We start from the raw sequence: 18383 nt of genomic DNA, 5'->3' as shown, positions 1-18383 counted from the left end.
CTCTGTCGGCCGTCTAGATCCACCCCCTTCGAGCCGCTTCCGCCCCCGCGCGGAAGCGGCTCGTCGTGCCCAGGGCCGCCATCAGCTCACCCACCCTCCGGCTGTACGTCCGCGGCGACATGCCCAGGCGGGCCGCGGCCGTCTCGTCGGTGAGCCCCGCGAGGAGGGCGTCGAGCACGGGGCGCAGCTGCGGCGGCAGTTCGCGGGCGGGAGGGGTCAGGCCCGCCAGCTCCTGGCTGGTGTCCCACGAGGCGTGGTGGGCCCGGACCAGGGCCTGGACGACCACCGGGTCGCGGATCAGGAGCAGCCCGTTGTAGTGCAGCTCCAGGTCGAGCGGGACCGCGGCGACCGTGCGGTCCACGACGATCATCTTGAACGGGATGGTCTCGGCGACCCGGGCCCGGCCCGGGACCCGGACCGCCCCCGCCACCTGGGGGAGGGCGTGCCGGGGGACGATCCGGCGGACCTCGCCGGCCCGCTCCGCCGCCGCGCGCATGCACGCTCCCGCCAGCTCCAGGAACGGCTCGGGGATCGCGCGCGACACGGAGGCCGCCGGGTCGTCGAAGGTCAGCAACTCGTGCCGCGCGGACGCCGCCAGGCCCGCGAGCGCGGCGCTGACCCGGCGGGTGCCGCGCACCGGGCGCCCCGGCGGACGCTGCGGCTCCGGACCGGCCCGGCCCATCGCCGAACGGGCGAGCATCACGGAGCCCGCTGTCTCTGCCACCGCTGACCACCCCCGCCCGATCGGTGTGCCACTCCATGTACGCACGCGACTGCGTACGGTGACAACCCCTGTTGACAAGGATGGCGAGTCCCTGCCACGGCAGCGCGCCCCCGCCGCCGTTGCCGCATTGAGATCCTTCCGCAACTCCTTCGTCTGCTCCTTCCGGCCCTCCCGGACGTCACATTCACAAGTGCCGACCTCCCAGGGAGAGATGAGGAGATGGGGGATATGCCCATGAAGCGGATCATGAAGCGAAGGCTGGCCGGTGTGGTCGCCGGAACGCTCGGAGGCGTCCTGCTGGTCGCGGGCTGCGCGGGCGGCGCAAACGGTTCGCGCACCAGTGCGGACGGCTCCCGCGCCGACCGGGGCGCGCCCGCGCCGAACCGCCCGGCCGTCCCCGACGGCGGCAAGGGCGCGGCGGAGAAGGCGCCGAGCAAGGCCCCCGACGGGAAGCCCGCGCCCGCCCCGGACCGGCTGTCCACCTTCGCGCTCGACGTCGACACCGCCTCGTACGGCTACGCCCGCCGCACCCTCGCCGAGGGCCGGCTGCCCGACCCGGCGGACGTCCGTCCCGAGGAGTTCGTCAACAGCTTCAAACCGGACTATCGGCGTCCCGAGGACAACGGCTTCAGCGTCACCGTCGACGGCGCCCGCTCCGACGCGCCCGGCTGGTCGCTCGTACGCGTCGGCCTCGCCACGAGGCCCAGCGACGGCGAACGCCCGCCCGCCGCCCTCACCTTCGTCGTCGACATCTCCGGCTCCATGGGCGAACCGGGCCGCCTCGACCTGGTCAAGGAGTCCCTCGGGCTGCTCGCCGACAAGCTCCGCGACGACGACTCCGTCGCCCTCGTCACCTTCAGCTCCGACGCCGAGACCCGGCTCCCCATGACCCGCGTCGGCCCCAACCGCGGCCGGATCCACGAGGTCGTCGACGCCCTGGAGACCACCTCCTCCACCAACGTCGAGGCGGGCGTCCGCACCGGCTACGGCGTCGCCGTCGAGGGCCGCCGCAAGGGCGCCACCAACCGGGTCGTGCTGCTCTCCGACGCCCTCGCCAACACCGGCGACACCGAGGCCTCCGGCATCCTGGAGCGCGTCGACAAGGAGCGCCGCACGTACGGCATCACACTGTTCGGCGTCGGCGTCGGCAGCGACTACGGCGATGCCTTCATGGAGCAGCTCGCCGACAAGGGCGACGGCCACACCAGCTACGTCGGCACCTCCGAGCAGGCCCGCAAGGTCTTCGTCGACCAGCTCCCCAGCCACATCGAACTGCGCGCCCGCGACGCCAAGGCGCAGGTCGCCTTCGACCCGAGGACCGTGGAGAGCTTCAAGCTCATCGGTTACGACAACCGCAAGGTCGCCGACGAGGACTTCCGCAACGACCGGGTGGACGGCGGCGAGGTCGGCGCCGGGCACACCGTGACCGCGCTGTACGCGGTGAAGCTGCGGCCCGGGCAGCAGGGCCGGGTCGCCACCGCCACCGTCCACTGGCTCGACCCCGCGACCCGCGCCCCGCACGAGCGCTCCGGCACCGTCGAGACCGCCGCGCTCACCGCGCCGATCTGGGGCGGCGGCCACGACAGCCTCCAGCTGACCGCCATCGCCGCCTACTTCGCCGACCGGCTGCGCGGCGGCCAGGTGGCCGGAGCCCCGCAGCTCTCCGGCCTCGCGGCCCGCGCGGGCGCGCTCGCCGACCGGGCCCGCTCGGCGTCCGTACGGGAGCTGGCCGAGGCCATCCGGCAGGCCGACCGGCTCGGCGGCCGCGACGGTTCCGCCGACCCGTACGCGGACTGACCGGCCGTACGCTGACCGACCGGCCGGTCCGGCCGGTATACCGAACAGGGGACCGGAGGGTCGGTTTTCCGGTCGCCCTGAGTGACGTTCGAAGAGATCGAGCACGCCGTCAGGTCGGCGCGAGCGGAGCCGACCTGACGTTCTCTTACTCGAGTAGATCGGCAAATCAGCTGGTCAGAGGCGTGAATTCGGCGATGGCCGGGCGTTCGGGTTCATTGCGAACATGGCTTCGGGTATCTTCCAGCTGCCGGAAAATTGGTACCCCAAGGTTTGTTTTCTCGGGCCACCGGGATGCCGGTTCGGGCGCGATGAGAGGGACGTGACTCCCATGGCGAAGCAGGATCGGGCGATCCGTACCCGCAGGGCGATCCTGGAGGCGGCGGCGGCCGTCTTCGACGAGCGGGGCTACGAGGCGGCGAAGCTCTCCGACATCCTCGCCCTCGCCCAGGTGACCAAGGGCGCGCTCTACTTCCACTTCGACTCCAAGGAAGACCTCGCGCACGCGGTGATCGACGCGCAGGTGTCCGTGGTGCCCACGCCCCCGCCGCAGACCTGCAAGGTCCAGGAGTTCGTGGACGTCGGCATGGTCTTCGCGCACCGGCTCACCGTCGACCGGGTGCTCAGCGGCAGCGTCCGGCTCACCCTCGACCAGGGCGGCCACGACCTCAACCGCAGCGGCCCCTACCGTGAGTGGACCGACATCAACATGAGCCTGCTGCGCGAGGCGAAGGGGCAGGGCGAGCTGCTGCCGCACGCCGACCCCGAGCAGGTGGCCCCGCTGGTGGTCGGCGCCTACGCCGGGCTCAATCTGATGACCCATGCGCTGGAGGGCGACCGCTCCTCCATGGAGCGCTGGGCCTCCGCGCTCTACCAGCACTTACTGCCCAGCATCGTGGTGCCGGCGGTGCTCACCATGCTGGACCTGGAGCCGGGCCGCGGCGCCCGCGCGCTGGGCCTCGCGGACGAGGCCTCCTAGGCGGGGCTCCGCACGGCCGGACCCCTCTGGGGAGGCCCTTCCTCGTGGGGGCCTTCCGCTTGGGCCCTTCCGCTTGGGCCCTTCCGCTTGGGCCCTTCCGCGTGGGCCCTTCCGCTTGGGCCCTTCCGCTTGGGCCCTTCCGTGTGGGTCTCCCCGCGCCCGTTCCCGGCCCGTACCCCTGGCGTCCCCCGGACGTCATGTTCTGATGCGTCACTTCCTGGTGGTGGGGTGCTTCCCCCTGCGTCCGCGCCGGGCCATCATGATCTCAAAGAAAACCGCCATGCCGGTTTTCTCGTGCCGCTGGCCGGAAGGCGCCCGCACGCCTGCCTGAAAACGAGCGGGAAACCATACCCGTGGGTCCAGTATCTGGATCCGCGAGTACGTTTCCTCACATCCTGACGCGTTGTTGATGGGGCAAAGGTGGGGCGAACCGGGCAAAATTTCCGCCCACGGGGTCCGGAGATTCCATACCGTCCGGTTTCTTATTGACATGCCGCGCGGTCTCTTTTCTAATCGTCCAGGGTCATCCCGTGCGCAGACACTGAGGGGGCAAGGTGGACGTCCGGATCCTGGGGGGACTTTCGGTGTGCGAGAACGGGGTGTCGATCACCCCGACCGCCGCCGCGCCGCGACAGGTGCTCGCGCTGCTCGCCGCCTCCGCCGACCAGGTCGTGCCGGCCACCGTGCTCATGGCCGAACTGTGGCCGTCCGGCGGCCCGCGCGGCGCCCGCGCCGAACTCCACGCGCACATCACGGGACTTCGCGCGCTCATCGCCGCCGCCCTCCACGACGGCGACCGGCGTCCGGGCGACGGGCGTACGGGCGACGGGCGCGCCGCGGACGGGCGCACCGCCGAGACCGTGCTCGCCGCCCAGTCCGGCGGCTACCGCCTCGACACCGGCGGCGGCTCCCACGACGTCGGCCGGTTCGAGCGCGCCGCGGGCGCCGGCTACCGCGCCATGGAGGCCGGCGACCTGTCCCGGGCCGCGCTCCGGCTCGGCGAGGCGCTCGCCCTCTGGCGCGGCGAGCCCTACGAGGGCGTGGCCGCCGGACCCCGGCTGCGCGCCGAGACCGTGCGCCTGGCCGCCTCCCGGATGAGCGTCCTCGACCAGTGGGTGGAGGCGCAGCTGGGCCTCGGCAAGCACGCCGAGATGGTCCCCGAACTCGCCACCCTCGTCGCCCGGCACCCCGTCAACGAGGCGCTGCACGCCCAGTTCATGGTCGCGCTGCTGCGCTCCGGGCGCACCGAGGACGCCCTCGACGTCTACCAGCGTCTGTGCGGCGCGCTCCTCGTCGACGGCGACCGGGAGCCCTCCGCGCGGCTGCGCCGGCTCTACCGCTCGCTGCTCACCGTCCGGGACGGCGCCCGGCCGCCCCGGGTGCCCGCGCAGGCGCCCGGCGTGTGGGCCCGTACGCCCCGGCTCGTACCCGCCTTCGCGGGCGCGTCGTTCGCGGGCGCGCCGGTCTGATCCGGCCGCGCCCCGCCCGCTCCTGACGCCCGGTCCGTTGACCGGCGTGCACGAGCGATCCAGTCTCAGCCAGCAGTTCCAGCAGTTCCAGCAGTTCCAGCAGTTCCAGCAGTTCCAGCAGTTCCAGCAGTACCAGCGGTACGGGCGTCCGGCGCGACGCCCGGTTCTGCACAAGAGCGGGAGTTGATACATGTCCCACCACGGCACGGACGGGGGCGGAAGCGTGGACGCGCTCTCCGTGCTGGAGCTGCTCGCCCAGCAGGCGCCGCCGGAGCGGCTCGCCGAGCTGCTCGACGGGGCCCGCGAGGCCGGCCGCCCGGCCGCCGAACTCGCCCATCTGGAGCGGGCCGTGCAGCTCGCGACCGGTGTCGCCCAGTCGCTCGCCCGCCGCGAGCAGCGCGGCCTCGCGCTCGACGCGCTCGCCGACACCGTCCGCGACCTCACCCACCCGTACGACCTCGACGGACTGCTGCGCCTGATCGTCCGCCGCGCCCGCCGGCTCCTCGACCTCGACCTGGCCTGCGTCACCCTGCGCGACGCGCACGGCACGCGCGTGCTGCACAGCAGCGAGGGCGGGCTCACCGTCCTCGACCCGGCCGGCTGCACCGCCGCTCTGGAGCGCGAGGGGCTGGGCGGTCTCGTCCACGTCCTCGGCGGACCGGCCTGGACCGAGGACTATCTGACGGACGACCGCTTCCCGCACGTGCCCGCCGTCGACCGGCTGGTCCGCGACGAGGGACTGCGCGCGGTGCTCGCCGTGCCGCTGCGGATCGGCGACACGGTCCTCGGCCTGCTGTACGGCGGGGACCGCCGGGCCCGCCGGTTCGCCGACGGCGAGCTCGGCCTGCTCGCCCCGCTCGCCGACCTGGCCGCCGTGGCCACCGAGAAGGCCGGCCTGCTCGACCAGACCCGCGCCGAGGTCACCGAACTGGAGCAGGACAGCTCCCGCGCCCGTACCGCGCTCACCCGCATGCGCTACATCGGCGAGGCCCACGGCCGGATCATGAACCTGGTGCTGTCCGGCGGCGATCTCCTCGGCGTCGCCAAGACCGCCGGCGACGCCCTCGACGCCTGCGTCCTGGTCCGCGACCCGGGCGGCCGCACGCTCGCCGCCGCCGGCGAGGTCCCTGCCTTCGACGAGGACGCGGTGGCGAAGGCCTCCCTCGACGCGCACGCCGGCCGCCGTCCCGTCCGCGCCCCCGCCGGGGACGACACCCCGCGGGCCGGGGCCCCCGCGCAGACCTGGGTCGCCCCGGTCATCGCCGGCTCCGAGGACCTCGGCGTCCTCGTCGTCAGCGCCGCCACCCCGCTCACCGGAGAGGACGAGCGCCTGCTCGAACTCGCTGCCCAGTCCGTCGCCTTCCTGCTCCTGATGCAGCGCTCCACCGCCGTCGCCGAGGGCCCCGTCCGCGACGAGCTCCTCGACGACCTGCTCGCCGAGCCGCAGCACGCCCCGCAGCAGATCGCCCAGCGCGCCCGCCGCCTCGGCATCGACCTGCGCAAGCCGCACGTCCTGGTGGTGGCCCGGCCCGAGGGCGGCGAGCAGGGCCGCGCCGTCGTGTGGGCGTCCTCGTACGCGTACCGGATGGCGGGTCTGAAGACCGTGCAGGGCGGCTGCATCGTGCTGCTGCTGCCCGGAGTGGACGCCTCCGCCGCCGCGAAGGCCGTCTCCGCCGAACTCGCCCCGCTGCTCGGGCATCCGGTGTCCGTCGGCGCCGCCGGCCCCGGCTGGAGCCCCGACAGCGTCGCCCGGCTCTCCCAGGAGGCCATGCGCTGCCTGGACGCCATGAGCGCGCTCGGCGGCGCCGGTGCCGCCGCGTCCGTCGACGACCTGGGCTTCCTGGGCCTGCTGCTCTCCGACGACCACGACGTGGACGGCTTCATCGAGTCGGCGATCGGCCCCGTACTGGACTACGACGCCGAGCGGTTCACCGATCTCACCCGCACCCTGGAGGCCTACTTCGCCTCCGGCGCCAGCCCCACCAACGCGGCCGAGGCCCTGCACGTGCACCCCAACACGGTCTCCCGCCGCCTGGAGCGCATCGGCGAACTCCTCGGCACCGAATGGCAGAAGCCCGGCCAGGTCCTCGAAGTGCAACTCGCCCTGCGCCTCCAGCGCACCCGCGACGTCCTGGCCCGCCGCCGCACCGCCCTGGTCGCGGACCCCGAGTAACTCCGTGGAGCGCAGCCGGGACAAGGGGTACGGGGTCCGGAAGCCCCAACTCCCGGACCCCGGTCCGAAGCCCGGGCCGGGGACCGATCCGGCCCCGGCCCGGAAGCACCTCGATCAGCCTCGATCAGCGTCGACGAGCCTCCGTCGGCCTCAGCCCGCCGAGCGCGCCGGCGCCGCGCCGAACGGCGCGTTCCGGTCCGCGGCGAGCACCGTGGCCGCGTGTGCTGCCGAGGCCAGCGTGATGTGCCGGTGCCAGCCGCGGAAGGAACGGCCCACGAAGTCCCGCAGGCCCGCGCCCTCGCCGACCGCCCGGAAGTCCCGCTCGACCCGCCGGGACAGCTTGGTCAGCCGCAGCAGCGGACCGACCGCCGAACCGGTCAGATCGGTGATCCACAGCCGGGCCGGAGCCTCCTGCGGCTCGTCCCACTCGCCGAGCAGGAGCAGCGGCCGCTGCCGCTCGCCCGCCGGCACCGGCAGGGTGACCCGTACGGCCGTGGCCAGCGAGGTCCGCGAGGTGCGCACGCCGTGCACCGAGTCCACCCAGCTCACCGGGCGGCGCAGCCCCTTCAGCGACTCCAGGATCTGCAGCGCGGTCAGCGGCCCCGAGCCGAAGCCGGGCAGCGAGCGGTCCGCGACGGTCAGCCGGCAGCCCGCGCCGATCCGCGCCACCACCGGCACGCCCGCCAGGGCGAGCCGGTGCAGGGCCGCCCGGCCCGCACCGCCGCGCACGTCGAGCAGCAGCGGCTTGCGGGCCACGTCGGGCCAGCGGGCGGTGTCGAGCGCCGCGTTGACCGCGCACTCCTCCAGGGTCTCCTCGCCGGCGCCCTCCGGGACCTCGGCCCGGTCGCGCCGGGTGCGGTCCTTGACCCACGGATCGGGCAGGAAGAGCCGCCAGTTGACCGGCACGCTGGTCTCCTCGGAGGCGAACCACAGACCGAACGCCTGCTGCCCGCGGAAGACCTGCCCGCGCTCCGGGTCGAACCGCCGGTCGACGCCCACCGAGTGCTGTCCGGCCTTCGGTATCGGCATCGGCCGCACGACCCAGGCCTGCGGGGCCGCGGTGCGCTGGACGTGCCGGGCCAGCTCGGCGCGCATCGGCCGCCAGTCCCAGGTGGAGCTGGAGATGAAGTGATGCAGGCTCTGCTCGGCGGCCGGGCCGCCGATCTGGGCGGCGATGTTGCGGATGGACTTGCGGCCCTGCGCGGTCAGCAGACCGCTCAGATACTGCTCGGCCTTCATCCGCTGGTCGCGGCGCGGGAAGCCGGAGAACAGCGCGGCGCAGAGTTCGCCGTACACGTCCTCGCCGGCGGTCTTGCCGACCGCGTCCCGGTGCCCGGTGACGGTCCTGAACCTCGATGCGGTTGCGACGGATGTACTCACGACACTCCTGCCATGGGGGGTGGTGCAGCTCCCTCCCGCTGCCCCACCACACTCCCGTCCCCGCCCCCTCCCGGACGAGGTGGAGACGGCACCCGTCTGGGCCGCCCGGTGGTGGCCGGACCACACCCCCACTCCCGCTCGACCCTTTCCGGCCACGGGAACGCGATACCCCACGGGGGGATCTGACAGATTCGGGAGCCCGGCTTTGACCCCCGTGCGGCCCCGCCCGGAACATCGGGGCGAGGCAGCACGGGCCGGTCTCCGGTTAATGCCCCAGGCCGGAGACCGTGCCTGTGCGCCTCGTCCCTCGCCGACCGGCCGGCCGTCCCCGCCGCCGGCGGGGCCACTGCCGAGCGGCGGGCCGTCCCCTGCCGACCGGTGGTGTGCGGTGCCGACCGCTGGTGCCATGCCGACCCGGCGGGACCCATGTGGGGCCGGCGAGGTCTCTGCCGCCGCCCGGTCGGGTCCCTGCCCACCGGCGGGAATGCGCTGCGCCTACGCTGGTGCCATGGGATTCCGCGCACAGCTGCCGGTCGTCGGGGTGATCGCCGCGGGCGGCGCGCTCGGCGCGACCGCGCGCTATGCCGCGACCCTGCTCTGGACCACCCCGGCCGGCGCGTTCCCCTGGACGATCCTGACCGTGAACGCGGTCGGCTGCGCCGTCCTCGGCGCGCTCATGGTGGTCGCCACCGAGACCGCCAACCCGCCGCACCCGCTCGTCCGTCCCTTCCTCGGCACCGGCGTCTGCGGCGGCTTCACCACCTTCTCGACCTATTCCCTCGACACCCAGCGGCTGCTCGCCGGCGGCGAGGTCCCGCGCGCCCTGCTCTATCTGGGGGGCACCGCGGTGACCGCGCTCGCCGCCGTCTGGGCCGGCGTCGTCGCCGCCCGCGCCGCCACCGTACGGAGGAGCCCGTCATGACCCGGCTCGCGGGCCGCGCGCTGCGGCTGACCGCCCTCGTCGGCGAGAACGACACCTGGCACCACCGCCCGCTGTCCACCGAGATCGTGCACCGCGCGCACGCCGCAGGACTGGCCGGCGCCTCCGTCTTCCACGGCGTCGAAGGTTTCGGCTCCTCCGCCCTGGTGCACACCGCCCGGCTGCTCTCGCTCGGCGAGGACCTGCCGATGGCGATCGTGATCGTCGACACCGAGGAGCGGGTGCGGGCCTTCCTGCCCGAGCTCGAGGAACTGATGGCGGACGGCGGCCTGGTGCTGCTCGACGCCTGCGAGGTCGTACGGTACGGGCCGCCCGCGGCGGCCGGGGAGCCGCCCGCGTGAACTGGCTGCTCGTCGTCGCCGGCGCCGCCGTCGGCGCCCCCCTGCGCTACCTCACCGACCGGGCCGTCCAGGCCCGCCACGACTCGGTCTTCCCCTGGGGCACCTTCGTCGTCAACGTCGTCGGCTCCTTCGTCCTGGGCCTGCTGACCGGCGTCGCCTCGACCCGCCTCGGCCTGCTCCTCGGCACCGGCCTGTGCGGTGCGCTCACCACGTACTCGACCTTCTCCTACGAGACGCTGAAGCTGTACGAGTCGGGCGCGCGCGCCTACGCCGCGGCCAACCTCGCCGGCAGCACCGCCGCCGGTCTCGGCGCGGTCTGGCTGGGCGTCGAGGTCGCGCAGAGCTTCTGACCGTCAGGATCGCGTCAAGACCGGCGCCACCCGCGTCAAGAGCGCGGGAGGAGCACCCGGAACCGGCCGAAACCCGCCTCACGCTGGGGCAGTCCTCTGGAGCCCGCAGCGAAAGGCGTCGGAACGATGGCCGTACAGACCGGAGACACCGCCACGAGCGAGGCCGCACGCGGCCCCGAGGAGCCCCCGGATACCGGCTCCCGGCACCGGCTCACCGCCCTCCAGGGGCTCGCCGCCCTGTCGCTCGACGCGATGGCGTCCGTGGCGTACGGGCCCGAGGCCGTCGTCCTGGTCCTCGCCGCGGCCGGCGCCCACGGGCTCGGCTTCACGCTCCCGGTGACGCTCGCCATCGCCGGCCTCCTGGCGGTGCTCGTCGCCTCGTACCGCCAGGTCATCGCCGCGTTCCCGGACGGCGGCGGCTCGTACGCGGTCGCCCGGACCCATCTCGGCCGGCGCACCGGACTGGTGGCCGCCGCGTCCCTGGTCCTGGACTACGTGCTCAACGTCGCCGTCGCGGTCACCGCCGGCGTCGCCGCCCTCACCTCCGCCTTCCCCGCCCTCCACGCCGACCGGCTGTGGATCTGCCTGGGCGTGCTCGTCCTCGTCACGGCCGTGAACCTGCGGGGGATCGTCGACTCGGCCCGCGCCTTCCTCCTCCCGACCGCCGTCTTCGTCGGCGCGATCCTCGCCATGGTGGCCGTGGGCCTCTTCCGGGACGCCCCGGTGTCCACCGCCGCGTCCGCCGGCCACGCCTCCGCGCTCGCCGCCGACGCCACCACCGTCGGCGCGCTGCTCCTCCTGAAGGCCTTCGCCTCCGGCTGCTCGGCCCTCACCGGCGTCGAGGCCATCGCCAACGCGGTGCCGTCCTTCCGCGCCCCGGCCGTCCGCCGCGCGCAGCGCGCGGAGGTCGCGCTCGGCGCGCTGCTCGGCGTCATGCTGATCGGCCTGTCGGTCCTGATCTCCCGCTTCGGCCTCCAGCCGGTCGAGGGCGTCACCGTCCTCGCCCAGCTCGCCGACGCGTCCTTCGGCCACAACGCGGCCTTCTACGTCGTCCAGTTCGCCACCATGGTGCTGCTCGCCCTGTCCGCGAACACCTCGTTCGGCGGGCTGCCGGTGCTGCTCAAGCTGCTCGCCCGCGACCACTACGTGCCCCACGTCTTCGGCCTCAAGGCCGACCGCCAGGTGCACCGGCACGGCGTGGTCTGGCTCGCGCTCGTCTCCGCCGCGCTGCTCGTCCTCTCCGGCGGCGACACCAACACCCTCGTACCGCTCTTCGCGATCGGCGTCTTCGTCGGCTTCACCCTGGCCCAGACCGGCATGGTGCTGCACTGGCGGGCCGAAGGGCAGTGGGGCAAGGCCGTACTCAACGGCTTCGGCGCGCTGCTCACCGGCGTCAGCGCCGTGGTCGTCACCGCCACCAAGTTCCAGGACGGCGCCTGGCTGATCGTGATCGCGCTGCCGCTGCTCGTCGCCCTCTTCGAGGGGGTGCACCGGGCGTACGGGCGGATCGACGAGCGCCTCGGCGTCGGCCGGATCCCCGAACCCCCGCACCGCGTCCGCTCGTTGGTCCTGGTGCCGGTCTCGTCCCTGACCCGGGTCACCAGCGAGGCCCTGACCGCGGCCGTCTCCCTCGGCGACGAGGTCCGCGCGGTCACCGTCTGCCACCCCGACCCGGAGGACCAGGCGCTCACCGAGGCCCTGGAACGCGACTGGGCCCTGTGGAACCCGGGCGTCGATCTGGTCCGGCTGCCCTCCGAGCGGCGCTCGCTCGGCCGCCCGATCACCGCCTACGTACGGGAGCTGGGCGCGGCCCGCCCCGACACCAGGGTCACCGTGCTCATCCCCGAGGCCGAACCCGAACGCCTCTGGCAGCGACTGCTGCAGAACCAGCGCGGCGCGGTCGTCGCCCACGCGGTCCGCCGGGACACGGACGCGGCGGTGTGCCGCCTGCGCCTCCGGATCCGAGCCTCGGCCCGTCCGTGACGGATCACGACGAGGACCTGGGGATCGAGCCCTGGCCGGAAGGGGCGTAGGGGATGCGTCAAGACGGGCGTCGAGGGCGTCAGGGGTGCGTCAACGGCGGCGGTGGCCTGGCCGGAAAGAGGTTTCCTCGTCTGGTCAGACAATCCGCTCTCTTCTGTCAGGAGCTCACGATGGCCGACGTGGCCTTCGTCGTCACCACGGTCGCGATCTTCGCGCTGGTGGCTTTCGTCGCGAGGGGGGTGGCGAAGCTGTGACTGTCGAGAACATCGTCGGTCTCATCGTGGCCGCCGGCCTGCTCGGGTATCTGGTCCTCGCCCTCGTCAAGCCGGAGAGGTTCTGAGTACGGATATGAGTCCCGTCCTGGCTGGAGTCCTCCAGCTGCTTGCCCTGGTCGTCGCTCTCGGTCTGTCCTACCGGCCGTTGGGTGACTACATGGCCAAGGTCTACTCCTCGAAGCGGCACTACCGGCCCGAGAAGTGGATCTACAAGGCCGTCGGGGCCGATCCCGACACCGAGATGCGGTGGCCGGCGTATCTGCGCGGGGTGCTCGCCTTCTCCGCGGTGAGTGTTCTGTTCCTGTATCTGTTGCAGCGGTTGCAGGGTTTTCTGCCCGGCTCGCTCGGGTTCGTCTCGATCGATCCGGATCAGGCCTTCAACACGGCCGCGTCGTTCGTCGCGAACACCAACTGGCAGTCGTACTACGGCGAGCAGGCGATGGGTCATGTCGTGCAGACCGGTGGTCTGGCGGTGCAGAACTTCGTGTCGGCGGCCGTGGGCATCGCTGTGGCGGTCGCCCTGGTGCGCGGTTTCGCCCGGTCGCGTACGGGTGAGCTGGGCAACTTCTGGGCCGATCTGGTCCGGGGTGTCGTCCGGATCCTGCTGCCGCTCTCGGTGGTCGGTGCGCTGGTCCTGGTGGCGTGCGGCGCGATCCAGAACTTCTCCGGCATCCACGAGGTGGGTCAGTTCACGGGTGGCGGGCAGGAGTGGAACGGTGGCGCGGTGGCGTCGCAGGAGGTCATCAAGGAGCTGGGGACCAATGGCGGCGGGTACTTCAACGCCAACTCCGCCCATCCCTTCGAGAACCCCAACGGGCTTTCCAACCTGTTCGAGATCTATCTGATTCTCGTCATTCCGTTCGCGTTGACGCGGACCTTCGGGCGGATGGTCGGCTCGATCAGGCAGGGGTACGCGATTCTTGGCACGATGGCCGTGATCTGGCTCGGGTTCACCGCGCTGATGATGTGGACGGAGTTCGCGGGCAGGGGCCCGGCGTTCGACATCGCGGGCGGTGCGATGGAGGGCAAGGAGACCCGGTTCGGCATCGGCGCGTCGGCGATCTTCTCGGTCGCGACCACGCTGACGTCGACCGGCGCGGTGAACTCCTTCCACTCCTCGAACACCGGTTTCGGCGGCGGCATCAACCTGCTGGGGATGCAGCTGGGCGAGATCGCGCCCGGCGGCGTGGGCTCCGGCCTCTACGGCATGCTGATCATGGCGATCATCGCGGTGTTCATCGCGGGTCTGATGGTCGGCCGCACCCCGGAGTATCTGGGGAAGAAGATCGGCACCCGCGAGATCAAGTACGCGGCCTGCTACATCCTGATCACCCCGGCGCTGGTGCTGTGCTTCACGGCGGCCTCCTTCGTGCTGGACACCCCGGCGCACTCGATGACGAACTCCGGTGCGCACGGCTTCTCCGAGATCCTGTACGCCTACACCTCCGGTGCCAACAACAACGGTTCCGCCTTCGCCGGCCTGAACGCCGACACCCAGTGGTTCAACTCGACGATCGGCATCGCGATGCTGCTCGGCCGGTTCCTGCCCATGGTGTTCGTGCTCGCGCTCGCCGGCTCGCTCGCCAAGCAGACGCCCGTACCCGAGACCGCGGGCACCCTGCGTACCGAGAAGCCGCTGTTCACCGGCCTGCTCGTCGGCACCATCATGATCATCACCGGTCTGACCTACTTCCCGGCCCTCGCGCTGGGACCGCTCGCCGAAGGGCTGGCAGCATGAGCACCCTCACACCTACCCGCGCCCCTCACGAGGACGCGCCCCGGCCTCCGCACCAGGAGGACGCCGACGGGGGCGGCCGGGTCGGCGGGGGTCTGTTCGACCCGAAGCAGCTGGTCAAGTCCCTTCCCGACGCCCTGCGCAAGCTCGACCCGCGCGTGATGGTCAAGTCGCCGGTGATGTTCGTGGTTCTGGTCGGCTCGGTGGTCACCACCGTGCTGGCGGTGAAGAACCCCACCGACTGGTTCGGGTGGGCGATCACCGCCTGGCTGTGGCTGACCACGATCTTCGCCAACCTGGCGGAGGCCGTGGCGGAGGGCCGGGGCAAGGCCCAGGCCGACACGCTGCGCAAGGCCAAGACCGACACCGTCGCCCGGCGGATCACCAAGACGGGCGAGGAGCGGGTGCCCGGCACCGAGCTGACGATCGGTGACCTTGTGGTCTGCGAGGCCGGTGACGTCATCCCCGGCGACGGCGATGTCGTCGAAGGTGTCGCGAGCGTCGACGAGTCCGCCATCACGGGTGAGTCCGCGCCCGTCATCCGTGAGTCGGGTGGTGACCGCTGTGCTGTCACGGGCGGGACCAAGGTGCTGTCCGACCGGGTCGTCATCAAGATCACGACGAAGCCCGGTGAGACGTTCATCGACCGGATGATCAACCTGGTCGAGGGCGCCGCCCGGCAGAAGACCCCCAACGAGATCGCCCTCAACATCCTGCTCGCCTCGCTGACGATCGTCTTCCTGCTCGCCGTGGTCACCCTCAAACCGTTCGCGATCTACGCGGGTGCCGACAAGCAGACCTCGATGATCGTCCTGACGGCTCTCCTCGTCTGCCTGATCCCGACGACGATCGGCGCGCTGCTCTCCGCGATCGGCATCGCCGGCATGGACCGCCTGGTGCAGCGCAACGTGCTCGCCATGTCCGGCCGGGCCGTCGAGGCCGCCGGCGACGTGTCCACCCTTCTCCTCGACAAGACGGGCACGATCACCCTCGGCAACCGCCAGGCCGCCGAGTTCGTGCCCGTGCGCGGGACGACGGAGGCGGAGGTCGCCGATGCCGCCCAGCTCTCCTCGCTCGCGGACGAGACGCCCGAGGGCCGTTCGATCGTGGTCCTGGCCAAGGAGAAGTACGGGCTGCGCGAGCGCCACCAGAGCGAGCTCGCGCACGCCACGTGGGTCGAGTTCACCGCCCAGACCCGCATGTCGGGCGTGGACGTGGACGGCCGCAAGGTCAGGAAGGGCGCGGCCGGTTCGGTCGTGGCCTGGGTGGAGGAGCAGGGCGGTCATGTCGCCGAAGACGCACAGCAGCTCACCGACCGCATTGCGCAGGCTGGTGGCACGCCGCTGCTCGTGGCTGTGGCGGACGGCGAGGGCGCGCGTGTCCTCGGTGTCATCCATCTGAAGGACGTCGTCAAGGACGGCATGCGGGAGCGGTTCGAGGAGCTGCGGCGCATGGGCATCAAGACGGTCATGATCACGGGTGACAACCCGCTGACCGCGAAGGCCATCGCCGAAGAGGCGGGCGTCGACGACTTCCTCGCCGAGGCCACCCCCGAGGACAAGATGGCCCTCATCAAGCGCGAGCAGGCCGGCGGCAAGCTCGTCGCGATGACCGGCGACGGCACCAACGACGCACCCGCCCTCGCCCAGGCCGACGTCGGCGTCGCGATGAACACCGGCACGTCGGCCGCGAAGGAGGCCGGCAACATGGTCGACCTCGACTCCAACCCCACCAAGCTCATCGAGATCGTCGAGATCGGCAAGCAACTCCTCATCACCCGAGGCGCGCTCACCACCTTCTCCGTCGCCAATGACGTGGCGAAGTACTTCGCGATCATCCCCGCGATGTTCGCCGTCGCCTACCCCGGCCTGGAAAAGCTCAACATCATGGGCCTGGCCTCGCCCGAGTCCGCGATCCTGTCCGCCGTCATCTTCAACGCACTGATCATCATCGCCCTCGTGCCGCTCGCCCTGAAGGGCGTCCACTACCGGCCGAGCAGCGCCGACTCGATGCTCCGCCGCAACCTCGGCCTCTACGGACTCGGCGGCCTCATCGCCCCGTTCATCGGCATCAAACTCATCGACCTGCTCATCTCTCTCATCCCCGGAATCGGCTGAGGACTTCAGGACCAACCATGAACAACTCTGTTGGAAACGCAGGACGGTTGCTCTGGGCCGGACTCCGCGCCCTCCTCGTCCTCACCGTCGTGCTCGGCGTGCTCTACCCGCTCGCCGTCACCGGCATCGCCCAACTCGCCTTCCCCGGCAAGGCCAACGGCTCCGAGATCAAGGACACCAGCGGAAAGGTCGTCGGCTCCGAACTCATCGGCCAGAGCTACCAGGACCTCAAGTGGTTCCAGTCGCGCCCGTCGAACGGTCTCGGCGCCAACTCCGTCAACACCCAGTACAAGATCATCCTGTCGGGCGCGACCAACCGCTCCGGCGACAACCAGGACCTGATCAAGTGGGTCACGGACGCCAAGGCCGCCGTCGTCAAGGACAACTCCACCGCCGACTACAAGGTGCAGCCGTCCGACGTCCCCGCCGACGCCGTCACCTCCTCCGGCTCCGGCCTCGACCCGCACATCTCCCCGGAGTACGCCAAGCTCCAGATCCACCGGGTCGCCCAGCGGAACCACTTCACCGTCGCCCAGGTCGACAAGCTCGTCGCCGACCACACCGACGACCGGATCCTCGGCTTCATCGGCGAACCCCGGGTCAACGTCCTCCGGCTCAACATCGCGCTGAAGAACCTCGTGGCGACGTCAGCCAAGGGCTGACGCCGCCACGGCGCCGGAAGCAGGCCTCAGGCCCGGCGGCCCGGCAGGAGCAGCGCGGGCAGGACGGCCAGGGCGATGAGGGCCGCCGCGACCGCGTAGGTGAGCCGGAAGCCGGCCGGGTCGGTGCCGGCCGAGGCGAGGACCACCGAGCAGAGGGCGGTGCCGATGGACGCGCCGAGCTGCGAGTTGATGCTCAGCGCGGTGCTCGCGGCGGCCAGCCGGTCCTTCGGCAGGTCGCGGCTCGCGGTGGTCATCGTCGGCATCAGGACGATGCCCGAGCCGACGCCCATCAGCATCGCCGCCGCGACCGGCCGCCAGACCGCCACGCCCGGGATCCCGGCCTGTACGGCGATCAGCCCCATCCCGAGCGCGCCGAGGGCGACACCGAGCGGGATCAGCCGCCGGGGCGCGGTCCGGTCGATGCGCCGGGCGGCGAGCTGCATCGTCAGGCCGACGGTGAGCCCGACGGGTACGGAGAGCAGCCCGGCGGTGCTCGCGGTGAACCCGCGCACCGACTGCCAGTACACCGGAGCGAGCAGCATCGAGCCGAAGTAGCCGCAGGTGAACAGGGCGAGGGTGCCGATGCCCGCGGCGAAGGTGCGGTCGCGGAGCAGCCGCAGGTCGAGCAGCGGCTCACGGGCCGTCAGGGCCCGCCGTACGAAACCCGCCACGAGGACGAGTCCGGCGAGCGCGGGCAGCAGCGCCCCGGGCGCGGTCGGGTCGCCGTCCTCGCCGCCCCGCGCGAGCCCGTACAGGAGCAGCGCGAGCCCGGGGGAGAGCATCAGCAGGCCCGGTACGTCGAGCCGGGGCACCGGGGCGCCGGCGCGCGGCGCGTCGGGACGCAGCAGCCGGGTGGCGAGGACGAGGGCGAGCGCGCCGAGCGGCAGGTTGACCAGGAAGATCCAGTGCCAGGTCGCGGCGTCGACCAGCCAGCCGCCGAGGGTGGGCCCGATGACCGGGCCGACCAGGATCGGCAGTCCGCCGATCGCCATCGCCCGGCCCATCCGTTCCGGATCGGCGGCGCGCATGACCATCGTCATGCCGACCGGCATGAGCAGCCCGCCGCCGAGCCCCTGCACGGCCCGGAACGCGATCAGACTGCCCGCGTCCCAGGCGAGCGCGGCGAGCAGCGAGCCGAGGGTGAAGAGGACGAGCGCGGTGAGATAGGTGCGGCGGGCGCCGATCCGGCCCATCGCCCAGGCGGCGGTCGGGATGACGGCGGCGAGCGCCAGGGTGTAGGCGGTGGCGGTCCACTGAATGGTGGTCAGCGGAGCCTGGAAGGCGTCCGAGAGGCTGCGCAGCGCCACATTGACGATGGTCATGTCCAGGACCGCCATGACGGAGCCGAGGACGGTGACGGCGAGGACCCGGTTGAGCGCGGTGCCGGTCGGTCCGCCCGGGACCGCCTGCCCCGAAGGGGCGACGGGTCCGGTACGGGGCGGTGCGGAGGTCATGGCCGGT

17 protein-coding genes are annotated in these 18383 nt (G+C 72.4%); 14 read left to right on the top strand and 3 right to left on the bottom strand.

Annotated features, from left to right (window positions below):
• Nucleotides 1-13: 13 nt before the first annotated feature.
• The gene (locus KV205_RS05465; RefSeq protein ID WP_265862582.1) at nt 14-724 is read right to left on the bottom strand and encodes a DNA-binding response regulator; all 711 of its coding nucleotides are present in this window, start codon (nt 722-724) and stop codon (nt 14-16) included.
• 246 nt (nt 725-970) lie between these two features.
• Here KV205_RS05465 and KV205_RS05460 point away from each other — a divergent pair, with 246 nt between their 5' ends.
• From KV205_RS05460 to KV205_RS05440, 5 genes are all read left to right on the top strand, one after another.
• Nucleotides 971-2521, top strand: a complete 1551-nt coding sequence (locus KV205_RS05460) for a VWA domain-containing protein (RefSeq protein WP_265862581.1) — start codon at nt 971-973, stop codon at nt 2519-2521.
• A gap of 328 nt (nt 2522-2849) precedes the next feature.
• Nucleotides 2850-3497: a ScbR family autoregulator-binding transcription factor gene (locus tag KV205_RS05455; RefSeq protein ID WP_265862580.1), complete on the top strand. Its 648-nt coding sequence runs from the start codon at nt 2850-2852 to the stop codon at nt 3495-3497.
• A 554-nt stretch (nt 3498-4051) separates the two neighbouring features.
• On the top strand, nt 4052-4966 hold the full coding sequence (locus KV205_RS05450) for an AfsR/SARP family transcriptional regulator (protein ID WP_265862579.1): 915 nt from the start codon (nt 4052-4054) through the stop codon (nt 4964-4966).
• Between the two features lie 46 nt (nt 4967-5012).
• Nucleotides 5013-5153, top strand: a complete 141-nt coding sequence (locus KV205_RS05445) for a hypothetical protein (RefSeq protein ID WP_265862578.1) — start codon at nt 5013-5015, stop codon at nt 5151-5153.
• A 3-nt stretch (nt 5154-5156) separates the two neighbouring features.
• Nucleotides 5157-7139 (top strand): helix-turn-helix domain-containing protein, encoded by a 1983-nt coding sequence (locus KV205_RS05440; protein ID WP_265862576.1) that lies wholly within the window; start codon nt 5157-5159, stop codon nt 7137-7139.
• Nucleotides 7140-7289: 150 nt separating this feature from the next.
• Here KV205_RS05440 and KV205_RS05435 read toward each other — a convergent pair whose 3' ends face one another.
• A complete protein-coding gene (locus KV205_RS05435; protein ID WP_265862753.1) occupies nt 7290-8435 on the bottom strand; it encodes a transposase in 1146 nt (381 codons plus the stop codon).
• A gap of 592 nt (nt 8436-9027) precedes the next feature.
• Here KV205_RS05435 and crcB (KV205_RS05430) point away from each other — a divergent pair.
• The 9 genes from crcB (KV205_RS05430) to KV205_RS05390 all read left to right on the top strand — a co-directional run bounded on the left by crcB (KV205_RS05430) (nt 9028) and on the right by KV205_RS05390 (nt 16922).
• The gene (gene crcB, locus KV205_RS05430; protein ID WP_265862574.1) at nt 9028-9441 is read left to right on the top strand and encodes a fluoride efflux transporter CrcB; all 414 of its coding nucleotides are present in this window, start codon (nt 9028-9030) and stop codon (nt 9439-9441) included.
• A complete protein-coding gene (locus KV205_RS05425) occupies nt 9438-9800 on the top strand; it encodes a DUF190 domain-containing protein (RefSeq protein WP_265862573.1) in 363 nt (120 codons plus the stop codon). The genes crcB (KV205_RS05430) and KV205_RS05425 overlap by 4 nt, the downstream gene beginning before the upstream one ends.
• On the top strand, nt 9797-10150 hold the full coding sequence (crcB, locus tag KV205_RS05420; protein ID WP_265862572.1) for a fluoride efflux transporter CrcB: 354 nt from the start codon (nt 9797-9799) through the stop codon (nt 10148-10150). The genes KV205_RS05425 and crcB (KV205_RS05420) overlap by 4 nt, the downstream gene beginning before the upstream one ends.
• Before the next feature lie 126 nt (nt 10151-10276).
• Nucleotides 10277-12133, top strand: coding sequence for an APC family permease (locus KV205_RS05415; protein ID WP_265862571.1), 1857 nt, complete (start codon nt 10277-10279; stop codon nt 12131-12133).
• 53 nt (nt 12134-12186) lie between these two features.
• Nucleotides 12187-12387, top strand: coding sequence for a hypothetical protein (locus KV205_RS05410; RefSeq protein ID WP_265862570.1), 201 nt, complete (start codon nt 12187-12189; stop codon nt 12385-12387).
• The gene (gene kdpF / locus KV205_RS05405; protein ID WP_265862568.1) at nt 12384-12473 is read left to right on the top strand and encodes a K(+)-transporting ATPase subunit F; all 90 of its coding nucleotides are present in this window, start codon (nt 12384-12386) and stop codon (nt 12471-12473) included. The genes KV205_RS05410 and kdpF overlap by 4 nt, the downstream gene beginning before the upstream one ends.
• An 8-nt stretch (nt 12474-12481) precedes the next feature.
• Nucleotides 12482-14146 (top strand): potassium-transporting ATPase subunit KdpA, encoded by a 1665-nt coding sequence (gene kdpA, locus KV205_RS05400; RefSeq protein ID WP_265862566.1) that lies wholly within the window; start codon nt 12482-12484, stop codon nt 14144-14146.
• On the top strand, nt 14143-16260 hold the full coding sequence (gene kdpB, locus KV205_RS05395) for a potassium-transporting ATPase subunit KdpB (protein WP_265862565.1): 2118 nt from the start codon (nt 14143-14145) through the stop codon (nt 16258-16260). Before kdpA ends, kdpB begins: the two co-directional genes overlap by 4 nt.
• Before the next feature lie 17 nt (nt 16261-16277).
• Nucleotides 16278-16922 carry a potassium-transporting ATPase subunit C gene (locus tag KV205_RS05390; RefSeq protein ID WP_265862563.1) on the top strand — a complete coding sequence of 215 codons (645 nt, stop codon included), beginning with the start codon at nt 16278-16280 and terminating at the stop codon, nt 16920-16922.
• A 26-nt stretch (nt 16923-16948) separates the two neighbouring features.
• On the opposite strand, the gene KV205_RS05385 is transcribed toward KV205_RS05390, so the two are convergent.
• On the bottom strand, nt 16949-18376 hold the full coding sequence (locus KV205_RS05385) for a DHA2 family efflux MFS transporter permease subunit (RefSeq protein ID WP_265862562.1): 1428 nt from the start codon (nt 18374-18376) through the stop codon (nt 16949-16951).
• Between the last annotated feature and the right edge of the window lie 7 nt (nt 18377-18383).

The organism is Streptomyces sp. SKN60, assembly GCF_026236535.1.
Taxonomy (GTDB): Bacteria; Actinomycetota; Actinomycetes; order Streptomycetales; family Streptomycetaceae; genus Streptomyces.
This window is presented reverse-complemented; position numbering and strand designations above follow the sequence as displayed.